We start from the raw sequence: 22,370 nt of genomic DNA on the forward strand, positions 1-22,370 counted from the left end.
TCACGCAAATCAGCGCCCAGGAGGATCTCGCTATGGTCAACCCCGCCACACTGCGCCCCATTCCGCTCGAAACCGGGCCGGGCTGCTTCAACCCGGAGGCCGTCTCCCTGTTGCGTACCCTGGGACGCGGCGCCCGCGGTAGCCGCAGCCTGGACATGGAGCAGGCCCGCACCCTCATGGGGTGGCTGCTGCGGCGCGAACTCGCTGACGCGCAGATCGGTGGCCTGTTGCTGGCGCTGCGCATGAAGGGCGAGAGCGCCCAAGAACTCGAGGGCTTCACCCTCGCCGTCAAGGACAGCCTGCCGCAACTCAACGTGCGCACCAGGCGTCCTGTCGTCGTCATCCCCAGCGCCAACGGAGCACGCCGCCTGCCCAATCAAGTGCCCTTGCTCGCCGCGCTGCTGCAGGAACAGGGCATACCAGTTCTGGTGATCGACGCCCCGTCCACTGAGCACGGCCGCCTGCCCACCGCGCAGCTGTGGCGCGCACTGGGCATGCGCGTCGCCTCCAGTGCCGAGCAGGCGCAAGACGTGCTGGAGCGGAACGAGGCCGTGCTGCTGCCTCTGTCCAGGCTCAGCCCGATGCTCGACCGCCTGCTGCAATGGCGTCATGTGCTCGGAGTGCGTAACGGCGGGCATTCGGTGGTCAAGATGCTCAACCCTTTGCAATCACCCAGCCTGCTGGTCACCGCCTACACCCATCCGGAATATGCCCAGCTGATGCAAGACGTGCTGCTCGCCCTGCATCAGCCCACGCTGCTGCTGCGCGGCTGCGAGGGCGAGGCCGTGGCCCATCCCAATCGCGACTCGGAGCGCCTCGGCCTGCATGCTGACGGAACTGAGCAGACCTGGCCGGCTGGCGCGCCATTCACGCCGCCGACAGACCTGCCCGACGGCCTCGACCTGCGCGCCAGCGCCGGCTGGATTCACGCCATTCTTCATGGCGACAGCCTGCCGCCCGAGCCACTCGCGCGGCAGGCCGCCAGCATCCGTGCGATGTGCGACAGACTCGTCGGGTTCAGTGTCGCGTCGACCGCATCCCCTGTCGAGGCGCGCGCCACGCTCGCCGCAACTCCGCTACATCCTTCCATAGGTTCTCGCCATGCCGACATTTGCTGAAGTCTCGCAAGCCACAGTCCATCTCGTTGGCGCTGGGCCTGGCGACCCGGAACTCCTCACCCTCAAGGCGGTGCGCGTGCTGCAGCAAGCCACCGTGGCGCTGGTCGATGATCTGGTCAACCCCGGCTGCCTGGCGCATCTCGCCGCAGACTGCCGCGTCATCCCGGTGGGCAAACGCGGTGGTTGCGCCAGCACGCCGCAGGCCTTCATTGAACGTCTGATGATCAGCGAGGCACTGCGCGGTGAACGCGTGGTGCGCCTCAAAGGCGGCGATCCGCTGGTGTTCGGCCGCGCCGGCGAAGAAATCGCCGCCCTGCACGCTGCGGGCCTGCAGGTGGAGGTCGTCCCCGGCATCACAGCGGGCGTCGCGGCCGCCGCAGCAGCCGGCATCTCCCTCACGCACCGACACTATGCGCCGGGCGTCGCCCTGATCACCGGCCACCGCCAACCGGGCAACAGCGCGCCGCGCTGGGATGCACTGGCCCAGTCCGGCCTGACCCTTGTCATTTACATGGGAGTGGGCGAAGCCCAATCCATCGAATCCGGCCTGATCCAAGGCGGTCTCCCAGTCGATACCCCGGTGCTGCTCGTCCAGGCCGTGAGCAGCGCACAGGAGCGCCGCATCACCACTTGCCTGGGCACCTTGTGCAGCACTCTCGCAGCAGAACAACTCGGCTCTCCCTGTGTGATGCTGATCGGAAAAGCCATGCAACACGCCCTGCAGACACTCGCATCAGATCAAATCCAGCCCGCACAAGCCCCACTGCGCACCGCGAGCGCCACCCTGACCCTTGCGGCTTGATTGACCTGCGGCTTTTTTTAGAGGGATCGCGTGATAGTGACCTGCCCCCCTTTGCCGTACCAGGGATTGTGAGAAGTCCCGGTGTCGCGGGATTCCGCCAGAAGTATTTCGTCGCCCCTGCAAAATTCGTTTTCCGTTCCCCAACCGGACGGAACGCCACCCCATGAGACAGCCGCGTCGGGATTGGGGCGGCGAGCCCACAGTCTCAGGCCAGTGCCCAAGCGGGGCCGCGGGCGGGCGGTGAGGCGCCCATCGCCCGCGCACCCCCCAGCGCCTGGCGCAGCAGGCGCAAAAAAACCGGGCCCAGGCCCAGACGGACGATGGCGCGCAGCAGCCATTTGATGTTGTAGCCCGCCGCGCAGCTCAGGGCGTGCAGCGCATCGCCCAGCGCCCCCTTGAGCCAGCAGCGATCCAGGCGGTGATCGGCCTTCAAGTGTCCGATGGCCGGCTCTACCGCCGAGCGGCGGCGCAGCCAGGTGCGCTGCTGTGCAGTCAGGCGCTTGAACTTGCCGCGGTGCAGGATGTGCCGGCCCGGGTTGTCGGCATCCACCCCGCGAAAGCCCAGATCGACGACGACATGTTGGATGGTCACGGCCCAGTCCTGCATCAGAATGGTGGCCTGTTCCAGTGCCGCATGCAGGATGTGGCCGTCATAGGGATTGCCGGGGAAGGTGCGCGCCCCCAGCATCAGCCCCTGCTGGTGCGAGACCACCACGGCCGTCTTCACCCCAAACTCGTAGGGCTTGCGCGCCTTGCCCTTGCCGATGCACTCCACCTCCGGGGCATGCAGGGCGTAGAGTTTGTTCTTGTCTTTGGGTTGCTGCGTGCGCACGGCTTCAGCCCGGGCCATCCACTCCTGGAGCGCAGCCAGCGCTTTGGGGGAAGACGGGACAAAGTCCGCCGCCTGAAGCGTGCGCTGCACCGCGCGCAGCACAATCCCCAGGATCGTGCGCTGGCGTTTGATCACGCGCTGCAGACGCCGCAATTGCTTGGCGTGGGCATAGCCTGCCGCCTTGAAGCGCAAGGCCTTGCCTTCCTTGGCGTAGGTCTGCTTGAGGGGGATGCCTGCTTGTTTGGCGCTGCGCACCACCTTGTGGCGGGCGATCTCCAGCAGGCGGCTGTCGGTGGGGTGGGCGATGGCCTTCTCCTGCACGGTGGTGTCGACGATCACCCGCTGCAGCTCCTGGGGCTGCACGGCGCGGGTGGCCACAGCCGTGTCGATGGTGGCCTTGAGGAGTTCTTCCAGGCCGTCTTCCCCCAAGGCGCGGCGAAACCTCCCGACCTGGGTCGCGTCGCACGGCAGGCGGTGTTCAAAGTACGCCTGGCCCGAGAAGAACTGCCACAGCACGTTCTCGCTCCAGCGCACGACCAGTTCCTCATCGCTGACGTTGAAGGTGTGCTTCAGATACAGCAGGCTGATCATCAGCCGCAGGGGCAGCCGTGGACGACCCGCAGCACTGGCGCCTGCACCCACAAGTGCCTGATTGGGGCCGAACAGGTCCATGCCTTCGACCACGGTGCCTGCGCGCACTTGGCGCGCAAACTTCTCGGCAATGGCCGCCTCCAGTTGCGCCCAGGGCAGTCGTGTGGCCAGCACCGCCAGCGGGTCGCCCAGGTTGATCATCGCGTCGATGCGGCTGCGGAAAAAGTCGGGCGTTGCCATCCAGAAATCCCTCAGAAAATCGCCTCCACCATAACGTTTCTCAAGGGATTCGGTGCACCGAAAAACACAACAAAGTGTGCATTCATGCGGGGTGCAGGGGTTTTGCAGGGGGGACTATTTCAGCCGAGTGTTCGTGACAAGAAATATCTCCCGTCCATCCTGGAGCCACCAGCGTGATTTCGCATCAGGATTGCAACGGGGCATGGATCCGCAACTGCGCCCATAGGCCACCTTGCGGATGGTTGCGCAGTTGCAGCACGCCGCCATGCGCCCGCGCGAGGCGCTCGACGATTGCCAGCCCGAGCCCGGTGCCGCCGACCATTGACTGCGCCTCGCCCCAGCGAACGAAAGGTTGTGTCAAGCTGGCTAACGCTTCGGCCGATACGCCTGCACCGTGATCCCTTACCTCAATCTGCAGCGCGTCGGTCTGGCGACTTGCACGCAATTGCACGGGCGCTCGTCCATACCGATGCGCGTTTTCCAGCAGATTGGCCAACATGCGCCGCATGGCCAGCGGACGGAGGGAGCATGTCTGCAGCGCATCAGCATGCAGTTCAAACTGAACAATCAGTCCCGGGATTTCCTCGGCCACGGCATACACCAGGCTAGCCAAGTCGCAGTGCTGCGGTGCTTCGGCTGCCGCGCTGCGGGCGAAATCGATGAACTGGCCGATGATGTGGTTCGAGGTCTCGATACTGCGGGTCATGCGCGCCAGCAAGTCTGCATCAGCCTGCCCGCGCAGCATTTCCACGCCGAGCCACAAATTGGTCAACGGCGTGCGCAAATCGTGCGACAGGCCCGCCAGCATCAGCGCACGCTCATGGTCGCGCGCCTGAAGCCGGGCCGCCATGGTGTCAAAGCTGTGCGCCACACGTGCGAGTTCAAGTGGCATGGCGGAGCCCACGCGCGCGGGCATCGATGTCCCTTCCAACGCATGGTCAAGCCCGGTGTGCGGCATACCGTCCAATGGCTCGTTTTCCCACCCATGATCCGGGGTACCACCCACGCGCAGCGCCGCACGTTCCAGTGCACGCAGCGGCCGCAGCAGGCTGGCCTGGATCAGCCAGCTTCCCAGCAGCGCCAGCCCCACGCTCACTGCCAGGATGGCCAACGCCGCGTCCTCCACCTCCAGGACGAAGCCCTGTGCGGCAAAACCCACCCAGTAGTCTTGTTGCCCCATCGGCAGACGCACCCACAGCGTGTAGGTTGGGGACGATTGCCAAGCCAGTGTATGCCCTGGCCCAAGTTGTCGGCGCAGCAGCCCGAAGAACCAGCGTACCAACCATTGACTGGGTTGCGTCACTTCCCCGGGGGCCTGACTGGTGATGCGCAGCGCGTTGCCAGATTGGCGCTGCAGGGTGTCAAGCAAGCGGTGACGCGTCGCGGCGTCCCGGTCCTCCAAGGCCAAGCGCAACGTCGCCAGCTGCGCGCTGATGACCGGAGCAAAACGCTCGATGCGTGGGCGCTGCACAAGAGCGACAAACAGTGCCCAGCTCACCACTTGGCCGACAAAGAACATGCCAATAATCAGCAGCAGATTGCGACCGAAGAAACTGCGCGGCCACATTGTCATGGCTTGGGTTCTGTTTGGATTGCAGCCGAGGCGTCTGTCGCATCCGGAGTAAAGACGTAGCCCAGCCCACGCACGGTCTGGATGTAGCGTGGCGCTGCCGGATCAATCTCAATCAGGCGACGCAGCCGCAGGATCTGTACGTCCACACTGCGATCAGTGGAATCGTGCTCGCGGCCGTAGGCCAGCTCGATGAGCCGCTCGCGCGACAACGGCCGACCGGGGCGACTGGCCAAAGCCAGCAGCATGGCGCATTCGCCCGAGCTCAATCGCAGGAGATCATTGTTGCGGCGCAGGCTGCGCGTCACGGGGTCGAGCGCGTAGGGACCGAAGCGTATGGGCTTGTCCTGCGTTGCTGGCAACCGATTCGGCATGCGCTCGCGCCGCAGCAGGGCGCGCAGTCGTGCCAGTAACTCACGCGGGTTGAAGGGCTTGGGCAGATAGTCGTCTGCGCCCATTTCCAGTCCGATGATGCGGTCCACCGGATCACCGCGCGCGGTCAGCATCAGAATGGGGATGGTTTCTCCGGATGCGCGCAGGTCACGGCAGACGCTCAGACCGTCGGTTCCGGGCAGCGTCAGGTCAAGCACGAGCAGATCGAAGCGCTCGCGTTGCAGCAAGCGCTGCATCTGCTGCGCGTCGGCGACAGTGCGCACGCTGAAGCCATTCTCGCCGAGGTAACGCTGCAACATGGCGCGCAGATCGGCCTCATCGTCGAGCACGAGCAGGCGCCCCTCGCACAGGGAATGACTTCCGGTTGTGTGCGATGACGTGGAGGGCATGGCGAGACGCGGTGTCAAAGGCAGTGAAGTGCTGCGATGGTAGCCAAGCTGCACCCCGTCGCGCCCTTGTTTCGGTTACCCACCATGACAAGTTGCAGTGCATGTCACGCGCAGTCACACCAGCGGTGCAGGCTGCAATCCGCCGCTAACACCCGCAGCCTACGCTGGCCCCTGTTCAACCAATTGTCATGTCACCGGAGGTTTTCCATGCCAACTTGTTCATCTATGCCCTACCAACCCATCGCGGCGCCATCTGCTCGAAGACCAGAAGCAGACGAGCCAACCCAGCGCTCACTCTGGCAGGTGTTCGCGCGTCGTGGCTTGCTGTTAACGCTGAGTGCTGCGTTGACCGCTGTGTTGACCGCCTGTGGCGGCGGCGGTGGGCCGCTGGCTGCGACCTCCACATCGGCTGTCGCGTCTGTCGCTCCGCTGCGTTTCGTGGCCACACCCAACCCCAACGTCTTTCCGTTGCTGCTAGCGCTGGCCCGTAACCCGACCCTGCCGGCCAAACTGGTGCCCATTGCCGACGGTAGCCAGATTGCCACCCAGTTCTCCGCTGGCAACGGTGACGCGCTGCTGGCCATGACCTATACCGCAGCCAAGCAAGTCATCACGGGCAAGGTCTCTCAACTGCAACTCGTGCAGGTGAACGACTGGCGTGGCTTCTGGACGATTTCGCCGCAAAGCGCTGGCATCACTCAGTTCGCACAACTCGTGGGCAAGGGCGTGCTGGTGTCCGGCCCCACGTCCGGTGGTCAGGGTGGTGGACCCGATCTCATCTTTCAGGCGGCGTTACGCCGTGCGGGGCAAAGCATCGGTAACTTCAAGGTGTGCTACTTGCCGGTGATGCAGGCCGCGCCGATGATGGCACAGCAACTGCCGATGAACAGCAACCCGGCCTGCGATCCGAGCTTCAACGTCGCACCCACAGCCATCTCGCTCGTTGAGCCCGCCGCCACAGGGCTGGTGATGCAAACCCGGCTGCCCGGCAGCAGTGCCAACGCGCCCCTGGCGCGTGCCTTTGACATCCAGACCCTGTTCACTGGCTATACAGCGTGGCCGCAGAGCCAGTTGCCGCATGGCGGCGTCGCAGTTCTCAGCACCGTGCTGAACGAGCCCGCGCGGTTGGCCGAAACACAAATGGTCTTGCAGGCATACAGTGCCGCCGCCGACGAAATCATGGCAGCACGCAGCAACCCCCAAGCTCTGCAGCAAGTGGCGCAGATCATCTCGGCCGGCATCACCACCTACTACGGCAGTTACGGCCTATCACTGCCCGCACCGGTGATTGCTGCCGCGCTGACGCAACAGGAGCTGGTGTTTCGCACCGACTTGTCACTGACCTCAATCCAAAGCGACCTCAACGCCTTTCTCACCGAAGTCGTCGGTAGCGCGCCGCCGACCTCCTTCTACCGCAGTCTGTAAAACCTGGAGTACGACCATGCTGATCACCGACACTATGTTCCGACCGCACCCTGTCATTCTCGGGCTGGCGCTATGCCTGCTTGCGTCGAGCATGCCCAGTTTCGCGGCCAGCGCCATGCAGCAACGCATGGAAAAGCAACTCGAGAGCCGCTTCAAGCAGGCTGACATCAACCACGATGGCCGCCTGAGCCTGGCCGAAGCGCGCGCTGGCATGCCGATGGTGGCGCAACGCTTTGCACAAATCGACAGCACCCACCAAGGCTACGTGACGCTCGACCAGATCCATGCCGAGATGCTCAAGGAGATGGGCCAGCGGTAAAAGCGAACAAGAGCATGTGGCAGAGGGGCCGATGGCTTTCACAGGCTTGGACTGCTCGTACCAAGCCTCAAAGCCATCGGCGTCGGGATCGTGCGCCCAGAACGCTCGAAAGATCGACACGGCGTCAGACATCGCGCACGCGTAGAGCGACGAGATCATAGCCGCGGAGATTGCTGTCCAAGCCCAGGTTGAACAAGGCCAGCCGTGCGGTGCTCCATTTGCAGACGGACCCGGATGGCCCAGATGTCCTTCAGTTTCAGCGGTGCCTTCTGTCCGACGACATTGCCCTTGTTCCATGGGTCGGTTGTGCTTTGACGATCTGATTCGGGGGTGTTCATGGCGATCTCCTTAGTAATTATCCGTAAATAATGTTGACCTTGAGCGGCACGTTCCGAAACGCGATGATGGCTGCGGCGAGGTGGTTGAGTGCGAGGAAGCTGCGCTCGAGCTTTTCGTAGCGCACGAGTAGCTTGCGGAATCGGTTGAACCAACCATGGCAAACCTCGACGACCCAGCGCCGGGCCTTCTTCTTCGGGTCGCGCCGCTTGATGTCCGCTTCCCTGCGACGGTCGACGACGTGGGGGATATAGCCGTGCTTTTCGATGGTGCGCGCATTGTCGGCACTGCGGTAGCCGGCATCGGCGCACAGGTGCTTGTGGCGGCGCACCGGCGGGCTCTCGCGTTGGACCCTGATGGCACCCAGGACTTCGTCCAGGCGTTTGCCATCATTGACGTTCGCCCCGGTCACGATGAGCGACAACGGGACGCCACGGCCGTCCACCAGCAGGTGGCGCTTGCTCCCATTTTTTCCCCCGGTCGGTCGGGTTCGGCCCGACCGCTTCTTGCGCCAATGGCGCCTTCATCATCGCACCGTCCACGCTCTGCCATCGCCAGGCGATGCCCTGCATGTCGTCGTACTCGGCCAGGCCCGCTTTCCACAGCGCTTCGAAGAACCCGGCCCTCTCCCATTCCAGGAAGCGTTTGTGCACGGCGCTGGCGCTGCCGAACCGCTCCTTGGGCAGTGCCTTCCACTGACAGCCTGTGCGCAGCACGTACACGATGGCCTCGAACACCTGCCGTGCCGGCTTCGGCGGTCGGCCCGCGCCAGGTCGACGCCGATACACCTTGTTTGCCGGCATCACCCGCGCTGGAACGAGCGGCTCGACTCGTTGCCAGAACGCATCTGTCACAACCCACGACTCAGCCCGCTTGGCCACCGCATCGCTCCCACGCCGCACACGCCACGGCTCGGAGGGTCATTTTACTTATTTACGGATAAGTTCTTAGAGAACGTCGCCGGCAACATGCCAGCGACGCGACCAAAGATGGTCGCGCGCCAACTTTGTGCCAAAATCTCGAGGGCTGGAGTCGGCCAGGAGCAGTCGTTGGCGAAATCGCTCCAGAGCAGTCGTTGCGGCGGAAGGTACGCCATGGATGTGCAGCAGAGTCGCAGGTAGGATCAAGTAATCAACCGTCCGACGAAGCACTGAATTCAGGCAATGAGACAGAATGGCGCAAATCGTCTCGTCCCCACTGATTGCTCCTGCACCGCTCTGTTCCACCGTTTGCATAAGGCCGCGCAGATCATCCTTCAATCCCCGGTCATTCCGCGCAGACAGGTGTGCGTTAGGCCGGTCAACTTTGGTCGTCGATCCCCATTTAGGGTTCCCATCACCTCAGAATTCCCGCTCCAGCATCACCCAAGTGGACCATTGCGGATGCGACGTACCTTGTTGAAATGACGCCTGTTCACCAAGGGCCAGCAGCCATTGTTGTGTGAGGTGGTAAGCAATTTGTGGCATCACACTTCCCTCCATACCCCGCCGTCCGTCGTCCATGACCAACTGGTTGTCGACTTCCACTTCCACTTGCGCAGCATAAGCAGTCCCTATGGCATGCCCCAAACTGGTGTTGAGGAACCAGCCACTGGCGATACCCGTCCCGATGCGTTGGGTATAGCCAGCCTCTCCCTGGGTGAACCAGGGATACCAGAGTTGCGCCCACATCACCTGAGCCGTCACCGCATTGCCTTCCCCCGGCAGCACACTTGGACGCGGGTCGGCCCAGTACTGGCCTTCCACTTCGGCCGTCAATAGGCTGGCACGCCCCTCGCTCAAATCACAGGTATGCAAAGCCGCAAACTTCAATCCCGCTGCGACGGGGCCAAACGCTCCATTTCCACGCCCGAAAGGCGCGTTCGCGGTGTAGGCTGGAAGATCGAGCTCCATGCCCAGACGCTCACTGAACTGGCCCTCGATCTCAGGGGAAAGCGTCAGCGACCGTGGCGTGCCATTGGTGTTGGTCTGGGCAAAGACATAGGCCGCATTTTCTAACCATGGTTCCTCGATCCCGATGGCTTTGGTGATGTAGTCGTCCACATCGCATGGCTGCACCGACCATGACTGCGCCTGCGCTTGCGCGCCGAGAAACAAGCCGCCCACACAAGCTAAGCCTCGGGTCCACTGGATGATTCGCATTGCCGCTCCATCAACGTAATGCGAATCATTGTTATTCTGTAAAGGCGATTCGTCAATGCAGGACATGTGTCGCAACGTAACGAAACACTGCGCAGTCCTCATCGGCTCGCTTTTTGCGGAATGGCATCGCCTCACAAAACACCGTTTTTGAGACAACGCCATCGAGACGGCCAAGTCCATGAGTCAACGGCCGGCCTTCTCGCTATCCGTCCTCGATTGAGTGTGTCTGTCTGCTGCAATTGCAGGTGAGTTTCGAGAAGCAGCGGCGCATGTGACTGTCCGCTTCTCACAAATCGGATGACTCTTGTAGGTCGATAGCGTGAGCTCGGGCTGCGCGGGAACCTGACGCCAACCAGCCCTGCGCCGCGGATGGCAGCGACGTGCAGCATTGCTGCCGTTGCCGCGATTGGCCTCAATGACGGCAGTGGCCGATAAGTTGCCATCCACACACGCTCTACGACGCAACACTTGAAAGACGCAAACCTGTGGCAGCGCCGCAGCCTCAGAAAACCAGCCCCCTCATCGCGAACTCGTTGTCACCGTCATCTCCCCATCCCCCTGCGACAAGTCCATCCGGCTCAGCACATTCATGCCCAGCAAGGCATGTCGTCCAAGCTGGGGTAACACGCCCACTTGGACATCATGCACTTCAAAATTCCCGAAGGTCAGCGTGTGAGCTACCGCTGTGCAGTTCGGGATCGTGCCATTCGCGGTCGATGAGATGGTCGGCATGCATCCGCTGATCCCCATGCGCTGCGCCATGGCATCCGAGATTGAAACCGTGGAAGCACCCGTTTCCACGATGAACAGGACCGGCACTGCATTGATCGTTCTGGGAACCTCGCAGTTGCCGGAACGGTTCGCATGCAACACGAGCGCGCCGTCTTGCGTGACTTCAATCCTGGGTGTGCCAAAGCCGGGAACGAAACGCACGATCAACGCGTACGTCAGGGCAAACACGAGCAGCCAGCCCAGTACCATGATGACTGACCGCTTCCATCCTCCCCCAGGGACGACTTCGCGCGAACGTGAAGAGGTCGAAGAACGGTTTTTATCCCAGTCGCGATCTTGATCGCCCACTTTGCCTCGGTGTTGCGAAAGTTGATTGCATCCTACACAGGACAGAATCGCCGATGACGCCTGCTGACGCTCAGACCGCACTGAATCTCGACGGGATGCTCGAGCGCCCGCATCTTCGTGAGCGCGGCATGGATGTGTCCACGGTGAACGGATTGTTCACCGCTGCCTTGAGCAGTCCGGGCGGCGTGACCCTCAACGACGCCCTGCCCTGGGTGTTCGATGCTGAGCAGGGCGAGCACCCGCCCGCTTTTACCTCACCCGCCGAGCGCATGGACGTGATGACCTTGCTCACCCAGCACTGGAGTGATGTGCAAGTGGCGCTCAAGGCAGGCGGGGAGAGCTACAGCCCGGTGTTCGTGGAAGAGAGCGGTGTGCTGACCGTGCGCCACTGGTGTCTGGGTTACTACACCGGCATGGGACTGGACCCCGAGCCATGGGCTGCGGTGGTCGCAGGAGAACCAGAGCCGTTCCTTTCGACCATTCTGCTGCACGCCACCGATGAGGGACAGGCCCTGCTGGAGAAACTAAAGCTCAGTCCCAAGGAATATGACACCATGCCCGAGGTTCTGACGCAGGGCGCGGTGGCGATGTTCCGGCACCGCTGGCCTGCCTGAACGCAAGCATTCCAGAATACAAAACCCATCCCCCATCATGCCGACTCCACCCAAAGTCTCTGACGGCCAGGTCAAAGCCGTGCTGTCGCACTACGCGTGTCCGTTGCCGTTCCACATCGTGCGCGCCCGGTTTTTCGGGGCCATCATCTCGCCATCAGCGGCCTCGCCGCTGCGGGCGCTGGAGGATTTATGGGGAGGTGAGCTGCCCGTCATGAACAGCGAACAGGAGGTCAATGCCCTGCTGGAGGTGCTGGTCATGGGATTCTGGAACCAGCTCTCCACACACCAAGACCGGCGCCATCCGTTTCGGTTTGTGCCACTCAACGCCGGATACACCCGCGCCGAGGTGCTGCGGTTTGTGCAAACCCGTTTCGAAGAGATCGACGGCGTGATGGCTGGGTTGTATGGCCGGGAGGAGACGATCAGTCTGCCCAGCGACGGCAGCCGGGCGTTTGACGTGCTGGTCGAGGTCGGCGGCATGCTGCATGGGGCGGCTGTTCTGCTGGCCGGCGCGGCAGCACCGGCGAGCGCCCAGGAACTCAAAGGGCTGATGCACAATGTTCAGAGCATGTCGCTGCTGGCACCGAAGGCCTTGGCGGATTTGGCGCAGGCGTGCAAGGCGGCGCGTGTCCAGAGGCTGGAGACCATGGGCGTGGACAAACCCGTGCTGCATTGAACGAGAACTGAGCAGTGGCGTCTGCGGACCGCCCTCGGCCTGATTGAGCAGATCGCGGGGCGACCTGAAACGCGTCCGACAATCGGCAGCTGGCGGCGCATTTCGCTCCACGTTTACCGGAGGTTCACCGGCCCGGCCGCAGTATTCCCCAAGGTGCTTTGCGCTTGTGTCCGCCCCGTCGGCTTTCTGCGCAGCGTATCCAGAGTGACAGCCAACAGGGCGGGATGGGATGACGCGGCCTGCGTCAGGCGGCACGCATCGACAAAAGAGCCTCACCCTTGCCTTGAAAGGACCGCGCCAACACCGCGCGGCTTCCAAAATGTTGACATCGATCGCGTCCAAAATGTCAACATCTATTCCTGCCGAACAGAATAGATGTCAACATCTATTCGACCCTGGGCAGGATAAATGTCAACATCTATTCCCGCAGGCCAGCGCCCCTGGGCCGTCCGCAACGGCACAACGCGGGGCGGCGGGTGCTGACGGGCGCCGCGCTGAATTGGGAGAAAGCGGGAACCGGCCCGCCGAGTGGCCAGGTCTTGTCAACATTCGGACGGCCGGTCCGCTCCGCGCAAAACCGGCCTGTGCAGGGCGGAGCGAAGCGGGGAGAATGGCCGAGCTCCCAGGTGCGCGGGGAGTGCAAAACGGTGCGTCAGACCCCCCGCAGAAAGCGGGCTCCAAAACCAGACACCCCCCCGGAGATAGCCTTAATTAGTCCCCCCTGCAAAACCCCTGCACCCCGCATGAATGCACACTTTGTTGTGTTTTTCGGTGCACCGAATCCCTTGAGAAACGTTATGGTGGAGGCGATTTTCTGAGGGATTTCTGGATGGCAACGCCCGACTTTTTCCGCAGCCGCATCGACGCGATGATCAACCTGGGCGACCCGCTGGCGGTGCTGGCCACACGACTGCCCTGGGCGCAACTGGAGGCGGCCATTGCCGAGAAGTTTGCGCGCCAAGTGCGCGCAGGCACCGTGGTCGAAGGCATGGACCTGTTCGGCCCCAATCAGGCACTTGTGGGTGCAGGCGCCAGTGCTGCGGGTCGTCCACGGCTGCCCCTGCGGCTGATGATCAGCCTGCTGTATCTGAAGCACACCTTCAACGTCAGCGATGAGGAACTGGTCGTGCGCTGGAGCGAGAACGTGCTGTGGCAGTTCTTCTCGGGCCAGGCGTACTTTGAACACCGCCTGCCGTGCGACGCGACCCAGGTCGGGAGGTTTCGCCGCGCCTTGGGGGAAGACGGCCTGGAAGAACTCCTCAAGGCCACCATCGACACGGCTGTGGCCACCCGCGCCGTGCAGCCCCAGGAGCTGCAGCGGGTGATCGTCGACACCACCGTGCAGGAGAAGGCCATCGCCCACCCCACCGACAGCCGCCTGCTGGAGATCGCCCGCCACAAGGTGGTGCGCAGCGCCAAACAAGCAGGCATCCCCCTCAAGCAGACCTACGCCAAGGAAGGCAAGGCCTTGCGCTTCAAGGCGGCAGGCTATGCCCACGCCAAGCAATTGCGGCGTCTGCAGCGCGTGATCAAACGCCAGCGCACGATCCTGGGGATTGTGCTGCGCGCGGTGCAGCGCACGCTTCAGGCGGCGGACTTTGTCCCGTCTTCCCCCAAAGCGCTGGCTGCGCTCCAGGAGTGGATGGCCCGGGCTGAAGCCGTGCGCACGCAGCAACCCAAAGACAAGAACAAACTCTACGCCCTGCATGCCCCGGAGGTGGAGTGCATCGGCAAGGGCAAGGCGCGCAAGCCCTACGAGTTTGGGGTGAAGACGGCCGTGGTGGTCTCGCACCAGCAGGGGCTGATGCTGGGGGCGCGCACCTTCCCCGGCAATCCCTATGACGGCCACATCCTGCATGCGGCACTGGAACAGGCCACCATTCTGATGCAGGACTGGGCCGTGACCATCCAACATGTCGTCGTCGATCTGGGCTTTCGCGGGGTGGATGCCGACAACCCGGGCCGGCACATCCTGCACCGCGGCAAGTTCAAGCGCCTGACTGCACAGCAGCGCACCTGGCTGCGCCGCCGCTCGGCGGTAGAGCCGGCCATCGGACACTTGAAGGCCGATCACCGCCTGGATCGCTGCTGGCTCAAGGGGGCGCTGGGCGATGCGCTGCACGCCCTGAGCTGCGCGGCGGGCTACAACATCAAATGGCTGCTGCGCGCCATCGTCCGTCTGGGCCTGGGCCCGGTTTTTTTGCGCCTGCTGCGCCAGGCGCTGGGGGGTGCGCGGGCGATGGGCGCCTCACCGCCCGCCCGCGGCCCCGCTTGGGCACTGGCCTGAGACTGTGGGCTCGCCGCCCCAATCCCGACGCGGCTGTCTCATGGGGTGGCGTTCCGTCCGGTTGGGGAACGGAAAACGAATTTTGCAGGGGCGACTAATTAGTCCCCCCTGCAAAACCCCTGCACCCCGCATGAATGCACACTTTGTTGTGTTTTTCGGTGCACCGAATCCCTTGAGAAACGTTATGGTGGAGGCGATTTTCTGAGGGATTTCTGGATGGCAACGCCCGACTTTTTCCGCAGCCGCATCGACGCGATGATCAACCTGGGCGACCCGCTGGCGGTGCTGGCCACACGACTGCCCTGGGCGCAACTGGAGGCGGCCATTGCCGAGAAGTTTGCGCGCCAAGTGCGCGCAGGCACCGTGGTCGAAGGCATGGACCTGTTCGGCCCCAATCAGGCACTTGTGGGTGCAGGCGCCAGTGCTGCGGGTCGTCCACGGCTGCCCCTGCGGCTGATGATCAGCCTGCTGTATCTGAAGCACACCTTCAACGTCAGCGATGAGGAACTGGTCGTGCGCTGGAGCGAGAACGTGCTGTGGCAGTTCTTCTCGGGCCAGGCGTACTTTGAACACCGCCTGCCGTGCGACGCGACCCAGGTCGGGAGGTTTCGCCGCGCCTTGGGGGAAGACGGCCTGGAAGAACTCCTCAAGGCCACCATCGACACGGCTGTGGCCACCCGCGCCGTGCAGCCCCAGGAGCTGCAGCGGGTGATCGTCGACACCACCGTGCAGGAGAAGGCCATCGCCCACCCCACCGACAGCCGCCTGCTGGAGATCGCCCGCCACAAGGTGGTGCGCAGCGCCAAACAAGCAGGCATCCCCCTCAAGCAGACCTACGCCAAGGAAGGCAAGGCCTTGCGCTTCAAGGCGGCAGGCTATGCCCACGCCAAGCAATTGCGGCGTCTGCAGCGCGTGATCAAACGCCAGCGCACGATCCTGGGGATTGTGCTGCGCGCGGTGCAGCGCACGCTTCAGGCGGCGGACTTTGTCCCGTCTTCCCCCAAAGCGCTGGCTGCGCTCCAGGAGTGGATGGCCCGGGCTGAAGCCGTGCGCACGCAGCAACCCAAAGACAAGAACAAACTCTACGCCCTGCATGCCCCGGAGGTGGAGTGCATCGGCAAGGGCAAGGCGCGCAAGCCCTACGAGTTTGGGGTGAAGACGGCCGTGGTGGTCTCGCACCAGCAGGGGCTGATGCTGGGGGCGCGCACCTTCCCCGGCAATCCCTATGACGGCCACATCCTGCATGCGGCACTGGAACAGGCCACCATTCTGATGCAGGACTGGGCCGTGACCATCCAACATGTCGTCGTCGATCTGGGCTTTCGCGGGGTGGATGCCGACAACCCGGGCCGGCACATCCTGCACCGCGGCAAGTTCAAGCGCCTGACTGCACAGCAGCGCACCTGGCTGCGCCGCCGCTCGGCGGTAGAGCCGGCCATCGGACACTTGAAGGCCGATCACCGCCTGGATCGCTGCTGGCTCAAGGGGGCGCTGGGCGATGCGCTGCACGCCCTGAGCTGCGCGGCGGGCTACAACATCAAATGGCTGCTGCGCGCCATCGTCCGTCTGGGCCTGGGCCCGGTTTTTTTGCGCCTGCTGCGCCAGGCGCTGGGGGGTGCGCGGGCGATGGGCGCCTCACCGCCCGCCCGCTGCCCCGCTTGGGCACTGGCCTGAGACTGTGGGCTCGCCGCCCCAATCCCGACGCGGCTGTCTCATGGGGTGGCGTTCCGTCCGGTTGGGGAACGGAAAACGAATTTTGCAGGGGCGACTAATTATTATTATAATGTGCAGACACCCCCCCGGAGTTACCAGTGCAACTTGGGTTCCCGAAGGCTTCGCCGGTCGAAATGAAGCGGTCGAAATGAGGGGTATGGCCTGCTGAAATGAATCCCCGACCGCGGGCGCGCGTCGGGTCGAATTTTGCTTCGCGCAGCGAACGCACGCCATCCATTTCGCGGCAGATCACACGCCACCGAAGCGCAAAATTCTCCCCTCCGCGCGCTGAACCCCTGCCCGATTTCGAATCCCATCCGGGTGCCCCGGTTGCTCACGCGCAACATCCGCCGCAGGGGCTTCGGCGCGAATAGATGTCAACATTTTCGCCCTCCGGCAAGAATAGATGTTGACATTTTGGGCATCCCGGGCCGAATAGATGTTGACATTTTGGACGCTCCGGCGGGAATAGATGTCAACATTTTCGCCCCTGACGACCGCGTGCGCGCGTCGCGCCCGGTGTCCGGATTCCTCGACTTTTGCCGCGCGGATGATGCGGATTTCCGACACCGGGCGATCCGCCCCCCGCGCTCCGAACGCCCTTTCGGCGAAGCCGTTTTCCGGCCGCCCCGATCTTCTGGCGATCCCGTTTTCCGGCCCAACCTGGTCGGAGGATTCTCCGTCGGTCTCCCTTCACCCCGGCTGCCGTGCAGCCGGGCGTCGCCATCGCATGCTGCGTCGCCATTACCGGAGCAAAATTCTGCTTCACGCAGAATTCCACGCCACAAAGCACGCTGAGCGTCCGCCACCGAAGCGCACCACCTTCCTCCGCACGGGAGCCCCGGGCCCGTGTCAGTGCCAACCCGGATGACCCGGTGACCCGGTTGCGCATGTGGCCCATCCGCGCAACGGGGTGGCGGCAAGAAACGGGGGATGCTGCGTGCCAGATTCAAATCGGTTGCACCGGAAGACGATCGAGACAAATCCCCTTTTGCGCATCCACCATGTCGCGACCCGTCTCAAGCCCTCAGGGCGGCATCTTGAACGGCACCCCCTGAAGAATTCGCCCGGGAAACCCGAACGCGGTGCTCACGGCCTTCAATCAGAATCTTGAGCACCTGGGGAGGACACGGCGCGGATCAACCCGGCCGTCCTGCGCGCGGTGACAAAACACCGCGCCGGAAGAACGGCACGCACGTGGAGCCGTTCAGCAAGGCGCGGCAGGTGCTTCGGCGTTCTGAACGGTTCGGAACAACACCGTGGCGACCCCGCGATCCGGTGGCACCTCCCCAACGGCGGGACGCCGAGCACGGGATGTCCGCATTCACGCTGGGCCGTATGGACACCAGGGCGGACGATCAAGGGGGCATTGACCGCACGACCTGGTGCGGTTGTGCGATGGAAGGCATCGGCAGCGTGTGCGACGCGCTCGCCACCCAGGTGAGGGCCAACGCGCGCAGTGGGACGGCAATGCCGGTGTGACCGGAGCGAACGGGAATGTTTCATTTCGACCGGTTGCCTTGATTTCGCCCGGCTTCATTGTTCGCGGATGATTTCGCCCGGTTGATTTCGGCCGGGGGCTTTATCGTTCATTGGTGTCCGCAGGCAGGCGCTGCTCGACCAGCGCCAGGAGTGTGGCGGCTGGGATACCCAGGCCTTTGGATATCCGCAGAATCAGTGCCAGGGAGGGCTGGCGCTCTCCGCGCTCGAGTTTGCCGTAATACGACCGGTCGATGTTGGCGCGCAGGGCGAACTGGTCCTGTGGAATGGACCGGCGCACGCGCTCGGCGCGGATGACAGCGCCGAAGGCGGCAGCGCTGACGATCAGGACCTTGCGCCTTGCAACACCCGGAGGGAGTGCAGCCACGACCCAGAACCTCGGAATCGCCCTGTCAAGCGCAGGAACGGGCAAGGCGATATCAAGCGTGGGATCAATGGTATCGATATCGGGTCAGGTCGGACTACGCATGGCCATGTTCACCCACGCTTAACGAATTTGACGCTTCGCCAGGCATCGCGCGCATGCTGGGCCAGAACGTAGGGCCTGCGGATGGTTACCCCAACTTCTGCGCCAACTTCTCCGCCTCGATGTGCGTGTAGCGCTTGAGCATGGACAGGCTCTTGTGTCCCGTCATGCTCGCCACTTCCATGATGCCCAGCCCCTTCTCAAAGAGCCGGGATGTGGCTTCATGGCGCAGATCGTGAAAGCGCAAATCGGCCAGGAATGCCGGATCGGGTTTTGCCCCTTGCGCCGAACAGTCGGCCTCATACATGGCGCGGGCGCGGGCCTTGCAGCGTGTCCAGGTCTTTTCGAAGCCATCAGCCGCAGCCCAGCCGAACACCCGGCCATCAATCCGGCGCGGCAGGCTTTGCAACGCAGCCACCGCAGCGCTCGACAGCGCCACCGTGCGGCTCTCGCCGTTCTTGGTGTCCACCAGGTGCGCCGTGCGCCGTTGCAGATCGATGCGCGCCCATTCCAGCCCGAGCAGCTCACCCAGGCGCATGCTCGATTCAACCGCAAGGGTGATGATCTGCGGCAGGCCGCTCACCCGCGCGCGCACCTGCGCAGCAGCTCTCAGCAGATAGTCCAGCTCGCCCGGACGCAGCCGCCGATCCCGACCCTTTGCTGGCGTGGGCTTGCGCACGCCCCGGCAGGGGTTGCCTGCGGACAGCGCAATGCCCAATTCCTTCTCCGCGAAGCCGAGCAATGCAGAAAGGGTGTTGATGTAATGCACCACGGTTTGAGCGGCATAGCCTTGTGCCAGCAGCGCATCGCGCCAGTCCGCCACATCCAGCGGACGGATGCTGGACAGGAAGCGCGGGCCGAAGCGCTCGACTACAGCGCCCAGATATGTTTTCGCGCTGTGTGACCGGCGCGCAGGCAGCACTGACACGCTGTATCGCTCGGCGACCTCTGCGATGGTCGTCTTGCCCGCGTCATCGCGCAGAACCGCCAGATTGCCGCGTTGCAATTCCCGCTCGATCTCGCGCGCCCAAGCCTCTGCATCGGCTTTCAGGTCAAACGTGCGGCTGATCGTGGACATGCCCTTGCGACGCACCTGCGCCAACCAACCTCCTTTTCTTTGCTCGAAATACGCCATCGCTCCTCCCTCAATTCCCACTAGATTCCCACAAAAGGAGCGGAAAGAATAGCTGAATCAAGCATTCATGCGGGTTACAGAGGATTCTATTTTCGCCTTGTAAGCGGTAGGTCATCCGTTCGATTCGGATAGTCGGCACCATAACCTTCACCATAACCTTCCTGAGCCGTGCGTCGATGCATCGACAGCATGAACCTTTGTCCAGACGTTCACCTCGGGGCGTGTAGCTGTGTCACGCTTCGTTCAATCCTGTGCGACCAAGTCGGATTAAAAGATCTTCTGGACAATTCGTCTCAATTTGTATCAAATCATGTCCGAGCCTTTACTGGCTCTTTCAGGGAGTGTGCAATTCACCCAGGTCGACATCGACCTGGGTTTTTTTTCGCCTGGTTTTTTTCGCCCTTGGTCGCTGACTTTCGTCTCCTGGGCCTTGTGCCTCCTTTGCATGGCTCTGTCTTGTCCGGGCGCATGGTGATTCCGTAGCGAGTGAGAGACAATGCAACAAACCTCAAATCCGCCGACTGCATGTCCTCTCCCGTTCCGCGCACCGACTGGCCCCAGTCCATTGTTTTGCACAAGCTCTCGCGTGTGCTCGAGTTGAGCTATGCAGACGGCACGCAGTACCGGCTGCCCTTTGAATTGCTGCGCGTGTATTCACCGTCAGCCGAGGTGCGTGGACATGGGCCTGGGCAGGAAACGCTGCAAACGGGCAAACGCGACGTGGACATTGTCAGCGTGATGCAAGTCGGCAACTATGCCATCCAGCCGAGCTTTTCTGATGGCCACGACAGTGGAATCTACGGCTGGGATTACCTGCACTTCCTCGGGCAGAACCAGGACGCGCTCTGGTCGGATTACATCGCCCGCCTTCAGGCTGCCGGGGTAGATCGCGACACGCCCATGCCTGCTGCCGCGTCCGGCGCGCATCAATGTTCGTCTCACTGAAGTCCCCCATGTCCGACACCAGCCACTCGACCAGTACGCATTTCGGCTATCAACAAGTTGCCGAAGAAGAAAAGGCCGCCCGTGTTCGCGGCGTGTTCGACTCCGTCGCTCCGCGCTATGACGTGATGAACGATCTGATGAGCGTCGGCATGCACCGTGTCTGGAAGGCGTTCACCGTCGCCATCGCCGGAGTTCGGCCCGGTGATCGCGTGCTCGACGTCGCTGCCGGCACCGGTGATCTGTCGCGCGCCTTTGCCCGCAAGGTGGGCCCCACCGGCATGGTGGTGATGAGCGACATCAACGGCTCCATGCTGCGCGCTGGGCGTGACCGCCTCATCGACTCCGGCGTGCTGGTGCCGACCGTGCTGTGCGACGCCGAGAAACTGCCGTTTCGAGATGCCGAGTTCGATCTGGTGAGCGTGGCCTTCGGCTTGCGCAACATGACCCACAAGGACGTCGCATTGCGCGAAATGCAGCGTGTGCTCAAGCCCGGCGCAAAGCTGCTGGTCCTGGAGTTTTCCAAGCCCTGGGAACCGCTTCGAGGTGCCTATGACCTCTATTCCTTCCAGGTCCTGCCCCGTCTGGGCAAACTGGTTGCAGGAGATGCGCAGAGCTATCAGTATCTTGCAGAGTCCATCCGCATGCACCCCGATCAACAGACGCTGGCGGCGATGATGCGCGAAGCCGGATTCGGCCACGTCGACTGGCACAACCTGACCGCAGGCGTCGTCGCGCTGCATGTCGGGCAAAAATTTTGATCTGACGCAACGCAAAACACATGGGTTGAACTTTTCCATCCGAAAGGTAACAAAATGTCACCTTCATTCCACTCTCTGGACTTCGCATGAAAACAACTGGTTTGCTCCGCAGTGTTCTTGCTTTCGGCCTGATGCTGACGCTCGCTCTGGGTGCGATGGATGCACACGCCAAACGCATGGGCGGCGGCAAGAGCATGGGCCGCCAGAGCAACGCGGTGACACAGCGCGAAGCGGCACCTCCCCAGCAGGCCACGCCAGCATCCACGCGCCAGCAGGCCGCAGCCACACCGGCAGCCAAGCAACCCAGTCGCTGGGGTGGCATCCTGGGCGGTCTGGCGGCTGGCCTTGGTCTGGCTGCGTTGTTCCATGCACTGGGATTTGGCGGGGCGCTGGGTTCCTTTCTCAGCTCCGCGCTGATGATCGGACTGCTCGCGCTGGCCGCCTTCTGGGTTTTCAATCTCCTGCGTCGCAAGTCTGCGACCAAGACGTCGTCGCCCATGCAGTATGCAGGCGGCCCCTCGCAAGGTTACGCACAGGCACCACTGGGTGTCGAAACCCACATGCCTGCGCAATGGTCACCCACTGCCGCATCGCAGGCCGCTGGCGCGCCGCGCGTTCCGGCCGATTTCGATCGGGATGGCTTTCTGGCGAGCGCCAAGCAGCATTACATCCGCCTGCAACAGGCCTGGGACGCAGCCGATCTGAACAGTCTGAAGACATTCACCACCAGCGAAATGTTCGAGGCGCTGTCCGCCGAACTGCAGCAGCGCGGCATGGCGCCCAACAAGACGGAGATCGTCACCCTCGATGCCACGCTGCTCGATCTGGAAGAAACCCCGACCGAGTATGTGGCCAGCGTGGAGTTCTCTGGTCTGGTGCGTGAAGAGACCTGGGGCGGCGCCAGCCCGGTGCGCGAAGCCTGGAACCTGGTCAAGCCGCGCGATGGGTCCAGTGGCTGGCAGCTTGCAGGCATCCAGCAACTGAACTGACCATCAAGGATTCGCCGCAGGAACGCCGCAGTTGCGCAAGCACTGCGGCGT

20 protein-coding genes and 1 pseudogene are annotated in these 22,370 nt (G+C 63.1%); 12 read left to right on the forward strand and 9 right to left on the reverse strand.

What is annotated here, in order from left to right; genetic code table 11:
• Window positions 1-32: 32 nt before the first annotated feature.
• Together ybiB and cobA are read left to right on the forward strand one after the other, a co-directional pair.
• Complete coding sequence (gene ybiB / locus AC1ZQA_RS11985; protein ID WP_482677100.1) at window positions 33-1,118, forward strand: DNA-binding protein YbiB; 1,086 nt, start codon at window positions 33-35, stop codon at window positions 1,116-1,118.
• Window positions 1,102-1,920: a uroporphyrinogen-III C-methyltransferase gene (cobA, locus tag AC1ZQA_RS11990; RefSeq protein ID WP_482677101.1), complete on the forward strand. Its 819-nt coding sequence runs from the start codon at window positions 1,102-1,104 to the stop codon at window positions 1,918-1,920. Before ybiB ends, cobA begins: the two co-directional genes overlap by 17 nt.
• Before the next feature lie 205 nt (window positions 1,921-2,125).
• Here the strand turns inward: cobA and AC1ZQA_RS11995 are convergent, their stop codons facing one another.
• The 3 genes from AC1ZQA_RS11995 to AC1ZQA_RS12005 form a co-directional block, all read right to left on the reverse strand.
• On the reverse strand, window positions 2,126-3,583 hold the full coding sequence (locus AC1ZQA_RS11995; RefSeq protein WP_482677102.1) for an IS5 family transposase: 1,458 nt from the start codon (window positions 3,581-3,583) through the stop codon (window positions 2,126-2,128).
• 184 nt (window positions 3,584-3,767) lie between these two features.
• The gene (locus tag AC1ZQA_RS12000) at window positions 3,768-5,156 is read right to left on the reverse strand and encodes an ATP-binding protein (protein WP_482677103.1); all 1,389 of its coding nucleotides are present in this window, start codon (window positions 5,154-5,156) and stop codon (window positions 3,768-3,770) included.
• A complete protein-coding gene (locus AC1ZQA_RS12005; RefSeq protein WP_482677104.1) occupies window positions 5,153-5,935 on the reverse strand; it encodes a response regulator in 783 nt (260 codons plus the stop codon). The genes AC1ZQA_RS12000 and AC1ZQA_RS12005 overlap by 4 nt, the downstream gene beginning before the upstream one ends.
• A 345-nt stretch (window positions 5,936-6,280) precedes the next feature.
• Here AC1ZQA_RS12005 and AC1ZQA_RS12010 point away from each other — a divergent pair, with 345 nt between their 5' ends.
• Both AC1ZQA_RS12010 and AC1ZQA_RS12015 read left to right on the forward strand, forming a co-directional pair.
• Window positions 6,281-7,360 (forward strand): substrate-binding domain-containing protein, encoded by a 1,080-nt coding sequence (locus AC1ZQA_RS12010; protein WP_482677105.1) that lies wholly within the window; start codon window positions 6,281-6,283, stop codon window positions 7,358-7,360.
• 16 nt (window positions 7,361-7,376) lie between these two features.
• Window positions 7,377-7,679 (forward strand): EF-hand domain-containing protein, encoded by a 303-nt coding sequence (locus tag AC1ZQA_RS12015; RefSeq protein ID WP_482677106.1) that lies wholly within the window; start codon window positions 7,377-7,379, stop codon window positions 7,677-7,679.
• Window positions 7,680-7,806: 127 nt separating this feature from the next.
• On the opposite strand, the pseudogene AC1ZQA_RS12020 reads toward AC1ZQA_RS12015, so the two are convergent.
• The 4 genes and pseudogenes from AC1ZQA_RS12020 to AC1ZQA_RS12035 all read right to left on the reverse strand — a co-directional run.
• Window positions 7,807-8,017, reverse strand: a pseudogene (locus tag AC1ZQA_RS12020) (integrase); the annotation flags it as partial.
• 17 nt (window positions 8,018-8,034) lie between these two features.
• A protein-coding gene (locus AC1ZQA_RS12025; protein ID WP_482677107.1) for an IS5 family transposase occupies window positions 8,035-8,896 on the reverse strand; the annotation gives its coding sequence in 2 pieces (ribosomal slippage) (window positions 8,035-8,488 and window positions 8,487-8,896; 864 coding nt in all).
• A gap of 459 nt (window positions 8,897-9,355) precedes the next feature.
• Complete coding sequence (locus AC1ZQA_RS12030) at window positions 9,356-10,222, reverse strand: hypothetical protein (protein WP_482677108.1); 867 nt, start codon at window positions 10,220-10,222, stop codon at window positions 9,356-9,358.
• Window positions 10,223-10,675: 453 nt separating this feature from the next.
• Window positions 10,676-11,236 (reverse strand): retropepsin-like aspartic protease family protein, encoded by a 561-nt coding sequence (locus AC1ZQA_RS12035; RefSeq protein ID WP_482677109.1) that lies wholly within the window; start codon window positions 11,234-11,236, stop codon window positions 10,676-10,678.
• Window positions 11,237-11,289: 53 nt separating this feature from the next.
• Here AC1ZQA_RS12035 and AC1ZQA_RS12040 point away from each other — a divergent pair, with 53 nt between their 5' ends.
• From AC1ZQA_RS12040 to AC1ZQA_RS12060, 5 genes are all read left to right on the forward strand, one after another.
• Window positions 11,290-11,850, forward strand: coding sequence for a UPF0149 family protein (locus AC1ZQA_RS12040; RefSeq protein ID WP_482677110.1), 561 nt, complete (start codon window positions 11,290-11,292; stop codon window positions 11,848-11,850).
• Between the two features lie 37 nt (window positions 11,851-11,887).
• Window positions 11,888-12,526: a hypothetical protein gene (locus AC1ZQA_RS12045; RefSeq protein ID WP_482677111.1), complete on the forward strand. Its 639-nt coding sequence runs from the start codon at window positions 11,888-11,890 to the stop codon at window positions 12,524-12,526.
• A gap of 829 nt (window positions 12,527-13,355) precedes the next feature.
• A complete protein-coding gene (locus tag AC1ZQA_RS12050; protein WP_482677102.1) occupies window positions 13,356-14,813 on the forward strand; it encodes an IS5 family transposase in 1,458 nt (485 codons plus the stop codon).
• Window positions 14,814-15,029: 216 nt separating this feature from the next.
• Entirely contained in the window at window positions 15,030-16,487 is a 1,458-nt protein-coding gene (locus tag AC1ZQA_RS12055) for an IS5 family transposase (protein ID WP_482677112.1), read from the forward strand.
• Between the two features lie 1,353 nt (window positions 16,488-17,840).
• Entirely contained in the window at window positions 17,841-18,008 is a 168-nt protein-coding gene (locus AC1ZQA_RS12060) for a hypothetical protein (protein ID WP_482677113.1), read from the forward strand.
• 100 nt (window positions 18,009-18,108) lie between these two features.
• Here the strand turns inward: AC1ZQA_RS12060 and AC1ZQA_RS12065 are convergent, their stop codons facing one another.
• Together AC1ZQA_RS12065 and AC1ZQA_RS12070 are read right to left on the reverse strand one after the other, a co-directional pair.
• Window positions 18,109-18,393 (reverse strand): helix-turn-helix domain-containing protein, encoded by a 285-nt coding sequence (locus AC1ZQA_RS12065; protein WP_482677114.1) that lies wholly within the window; start codon window positions 18,391-18,393, stop codon window positions 18,109-18,111.
• 187 nt (window positions 18,394-18,580) lie between these two features.
• Window positions 18,581-19,585: a tyrosine-type recombinase/integrase gene (locus tag AC1ZQA_RS12070; RefSeq protein ID WP_482679326.1), complete on the reverse strand. Its 1,005-nt coding sequence runs from the start codon at window positions 19,583-19,585 to the stop codon at window positions 18,581-18,583.
• A 567-nt stretch (window positions 19,586-20,152) separates the two neighbouring features.
• Between AC1ZQA_RS12070 and AC1ZQA_RS12075 the strand changes: the two genes are divergently transcribed.
• The 3 genes from AC1ZQA_RS12075 (at window position 20,153) to AC1ZQA_RS12085 (ending at window position 22,319) form a co-directional block, all read left to right on the forward strand.
• Entirely contained in the window at window positions 20,153-20,572 is a 420-nt protein-coding gene (locus tag AC1ZQA_RS12075) for a gamma-butyrobetaine hydroxylase family protein (RefSeq protein ID WP_482677115.1), read from the forward strand.
• An 8-nt stretch (window positions 20,573-20,580) separates the two neighbouring features.
• Window positions 20,581-21,330 carry a bifunctional demethylmenaquinone methyltransferase/2-methoxy-6-polyprenyl-1,4-benzoquinol methylase UbiE gene (gene ubiE, locus AC1ZQA_RS12080; protein ID WP_482677116.1) on the forward strand — a complete coding sequence of 250 codons (750 nt, stop codon included), beginning with the start codon at window positions 20,581-20,583 and terminating at the stop codon, window positions 21,328-21,330.
• A gap of 86 nt (window positions 21,331-21,416) precedes the next feature.
• On the forward strand, window positions 21,417-22,319 hold the full coding sequence (locus AC1ZQA_RS12085; RefSeq protein ID WP_482677117.1) for a Tim44 domain-containing protein: 903 nt from the start codon (window positions 21,417-21,419) through the stop codon (window positions 22,317-22,319).
• Window positions 22,320-22,370 lie beyond the last annotated feature (51 nt).

Source organism: Thiomonas sp. DCM-2 (assembly GCF_056820905.1).

What these genes read in the sequence shown, in the direction of transcription:
- ybiB (WP_482677100.1), top strand. Translation starts at nt 33, where the DNA reads ATGGTCAACCCCGCCACACTGCGCCCCATTCCGCTCGAAACCGGGCCG.
- AC1ZQA_RS12030 (WP_482677108.1), bottom strand. Translation starts at nt 10,222, where the DNA reads ATGTCCTGCATTGACGAATCGCCTTTACAGAATAACAATGATTCGCAT.
- AC1ZQA_RS12050 (WP_482677102.1), top strand. Translation starts at nt 13,356, where the DNA reads ATGGCAACGCCCGACTTTTTCCGCAGCCGCATCGACGCGATGATCAAC.
- AC1ZQA_RS12040 (WP_482677110.1), top strand. Translation starts at nt 11,290, where the DNA reads ATGACGCCTGCTGACGCTCAGACCGCACTGAATCTCGACGGGATGCTC.
- AC1ZQA_RS12045 (WP_482677111.1), top strand. Translation starts at nt 11,888, where the DNA reads ATGCCGACTCCACCCAAAGTCTCTGACGGCCAGGTCAAAGCCGTGCTG.
- ubiE (WP_482677116.1), top strand. Translation starts at nt 20,581, where the DNA reads ATGTCCGACACCAGCCACTCGACCAGTACGCATTTCGGCTATCAACAA.
- AC1ZQA_RS12055 (WP_482677112.1), top strand. Translation starts at nt 15,030, where the DNA reads ATGGCAACGCCCGACTTTTTCCGCAGCCGCATCGACGCGATGATCAAC.
- AC1ZQA_RS12005 (WP_482677104.1), bottom strand. Translation starts at nt 5,935, where the DNA reads ATGCCCTCCACGTCATCGCACACAACCGGAAGTCATTCCCTGTGCGAG.
- cobA (WP_482677101.1), top strand. Translation starts at nt 1,102, where the DNA reads ATGCCGACATTTGCTGAAGTCTCGCAAGCCACAGTCCATCTCGTTGGC.
- AC1ZQA_RS12075 (WP_482677115.1), top strand. Translation starts at nt 20,153, where the DNA reads ATGTCCTCTCCCGTTCCGCGCACCGACTGGCCCCAGTCCATTGTTTTG.
- AC1ZQA_RS12000 (WP_482677103.1), bottom strand. Translation starts at nt 5,156, where the DNA reads ATGACAATGTGGCCGCGCAGTTTCTTCGGTCGCAATCTGCTGCTGATT.
- AC1ZQA_RS11995 (WP_482677102.1), bottom strand. Translation starts at nt 3,583, where the DNA reads ATGGCAACGCCCGACTTTTTCCGCAGCCGCATCGACGCGATGATCAAC.
- AC1ZQA_RS12015 (WP_482677106.1), top strand. Translation starts at nt 7,377, where the DNA reads ATGCTGATCACCGACACTATGTTCCGACCGCACCCTGTCATTCTCGGG.
- AC1ZQA_RS12060 (WP_482677113.1), top strand. Translation starts at nt 17,841, where the DNA reads ATGTCCGCATTCACGCTGGGCCGTATGGACACCAGGGCGGACGATCAA.
- AC1ZQA_RS12085 (WP_482677117.1), top strand. Translation starts at nt 21,417, where the DNA reads ATGAAAACAACTGGTTTGCTCCGCAGTGTTCTTGCTTTCGGCCTGATG.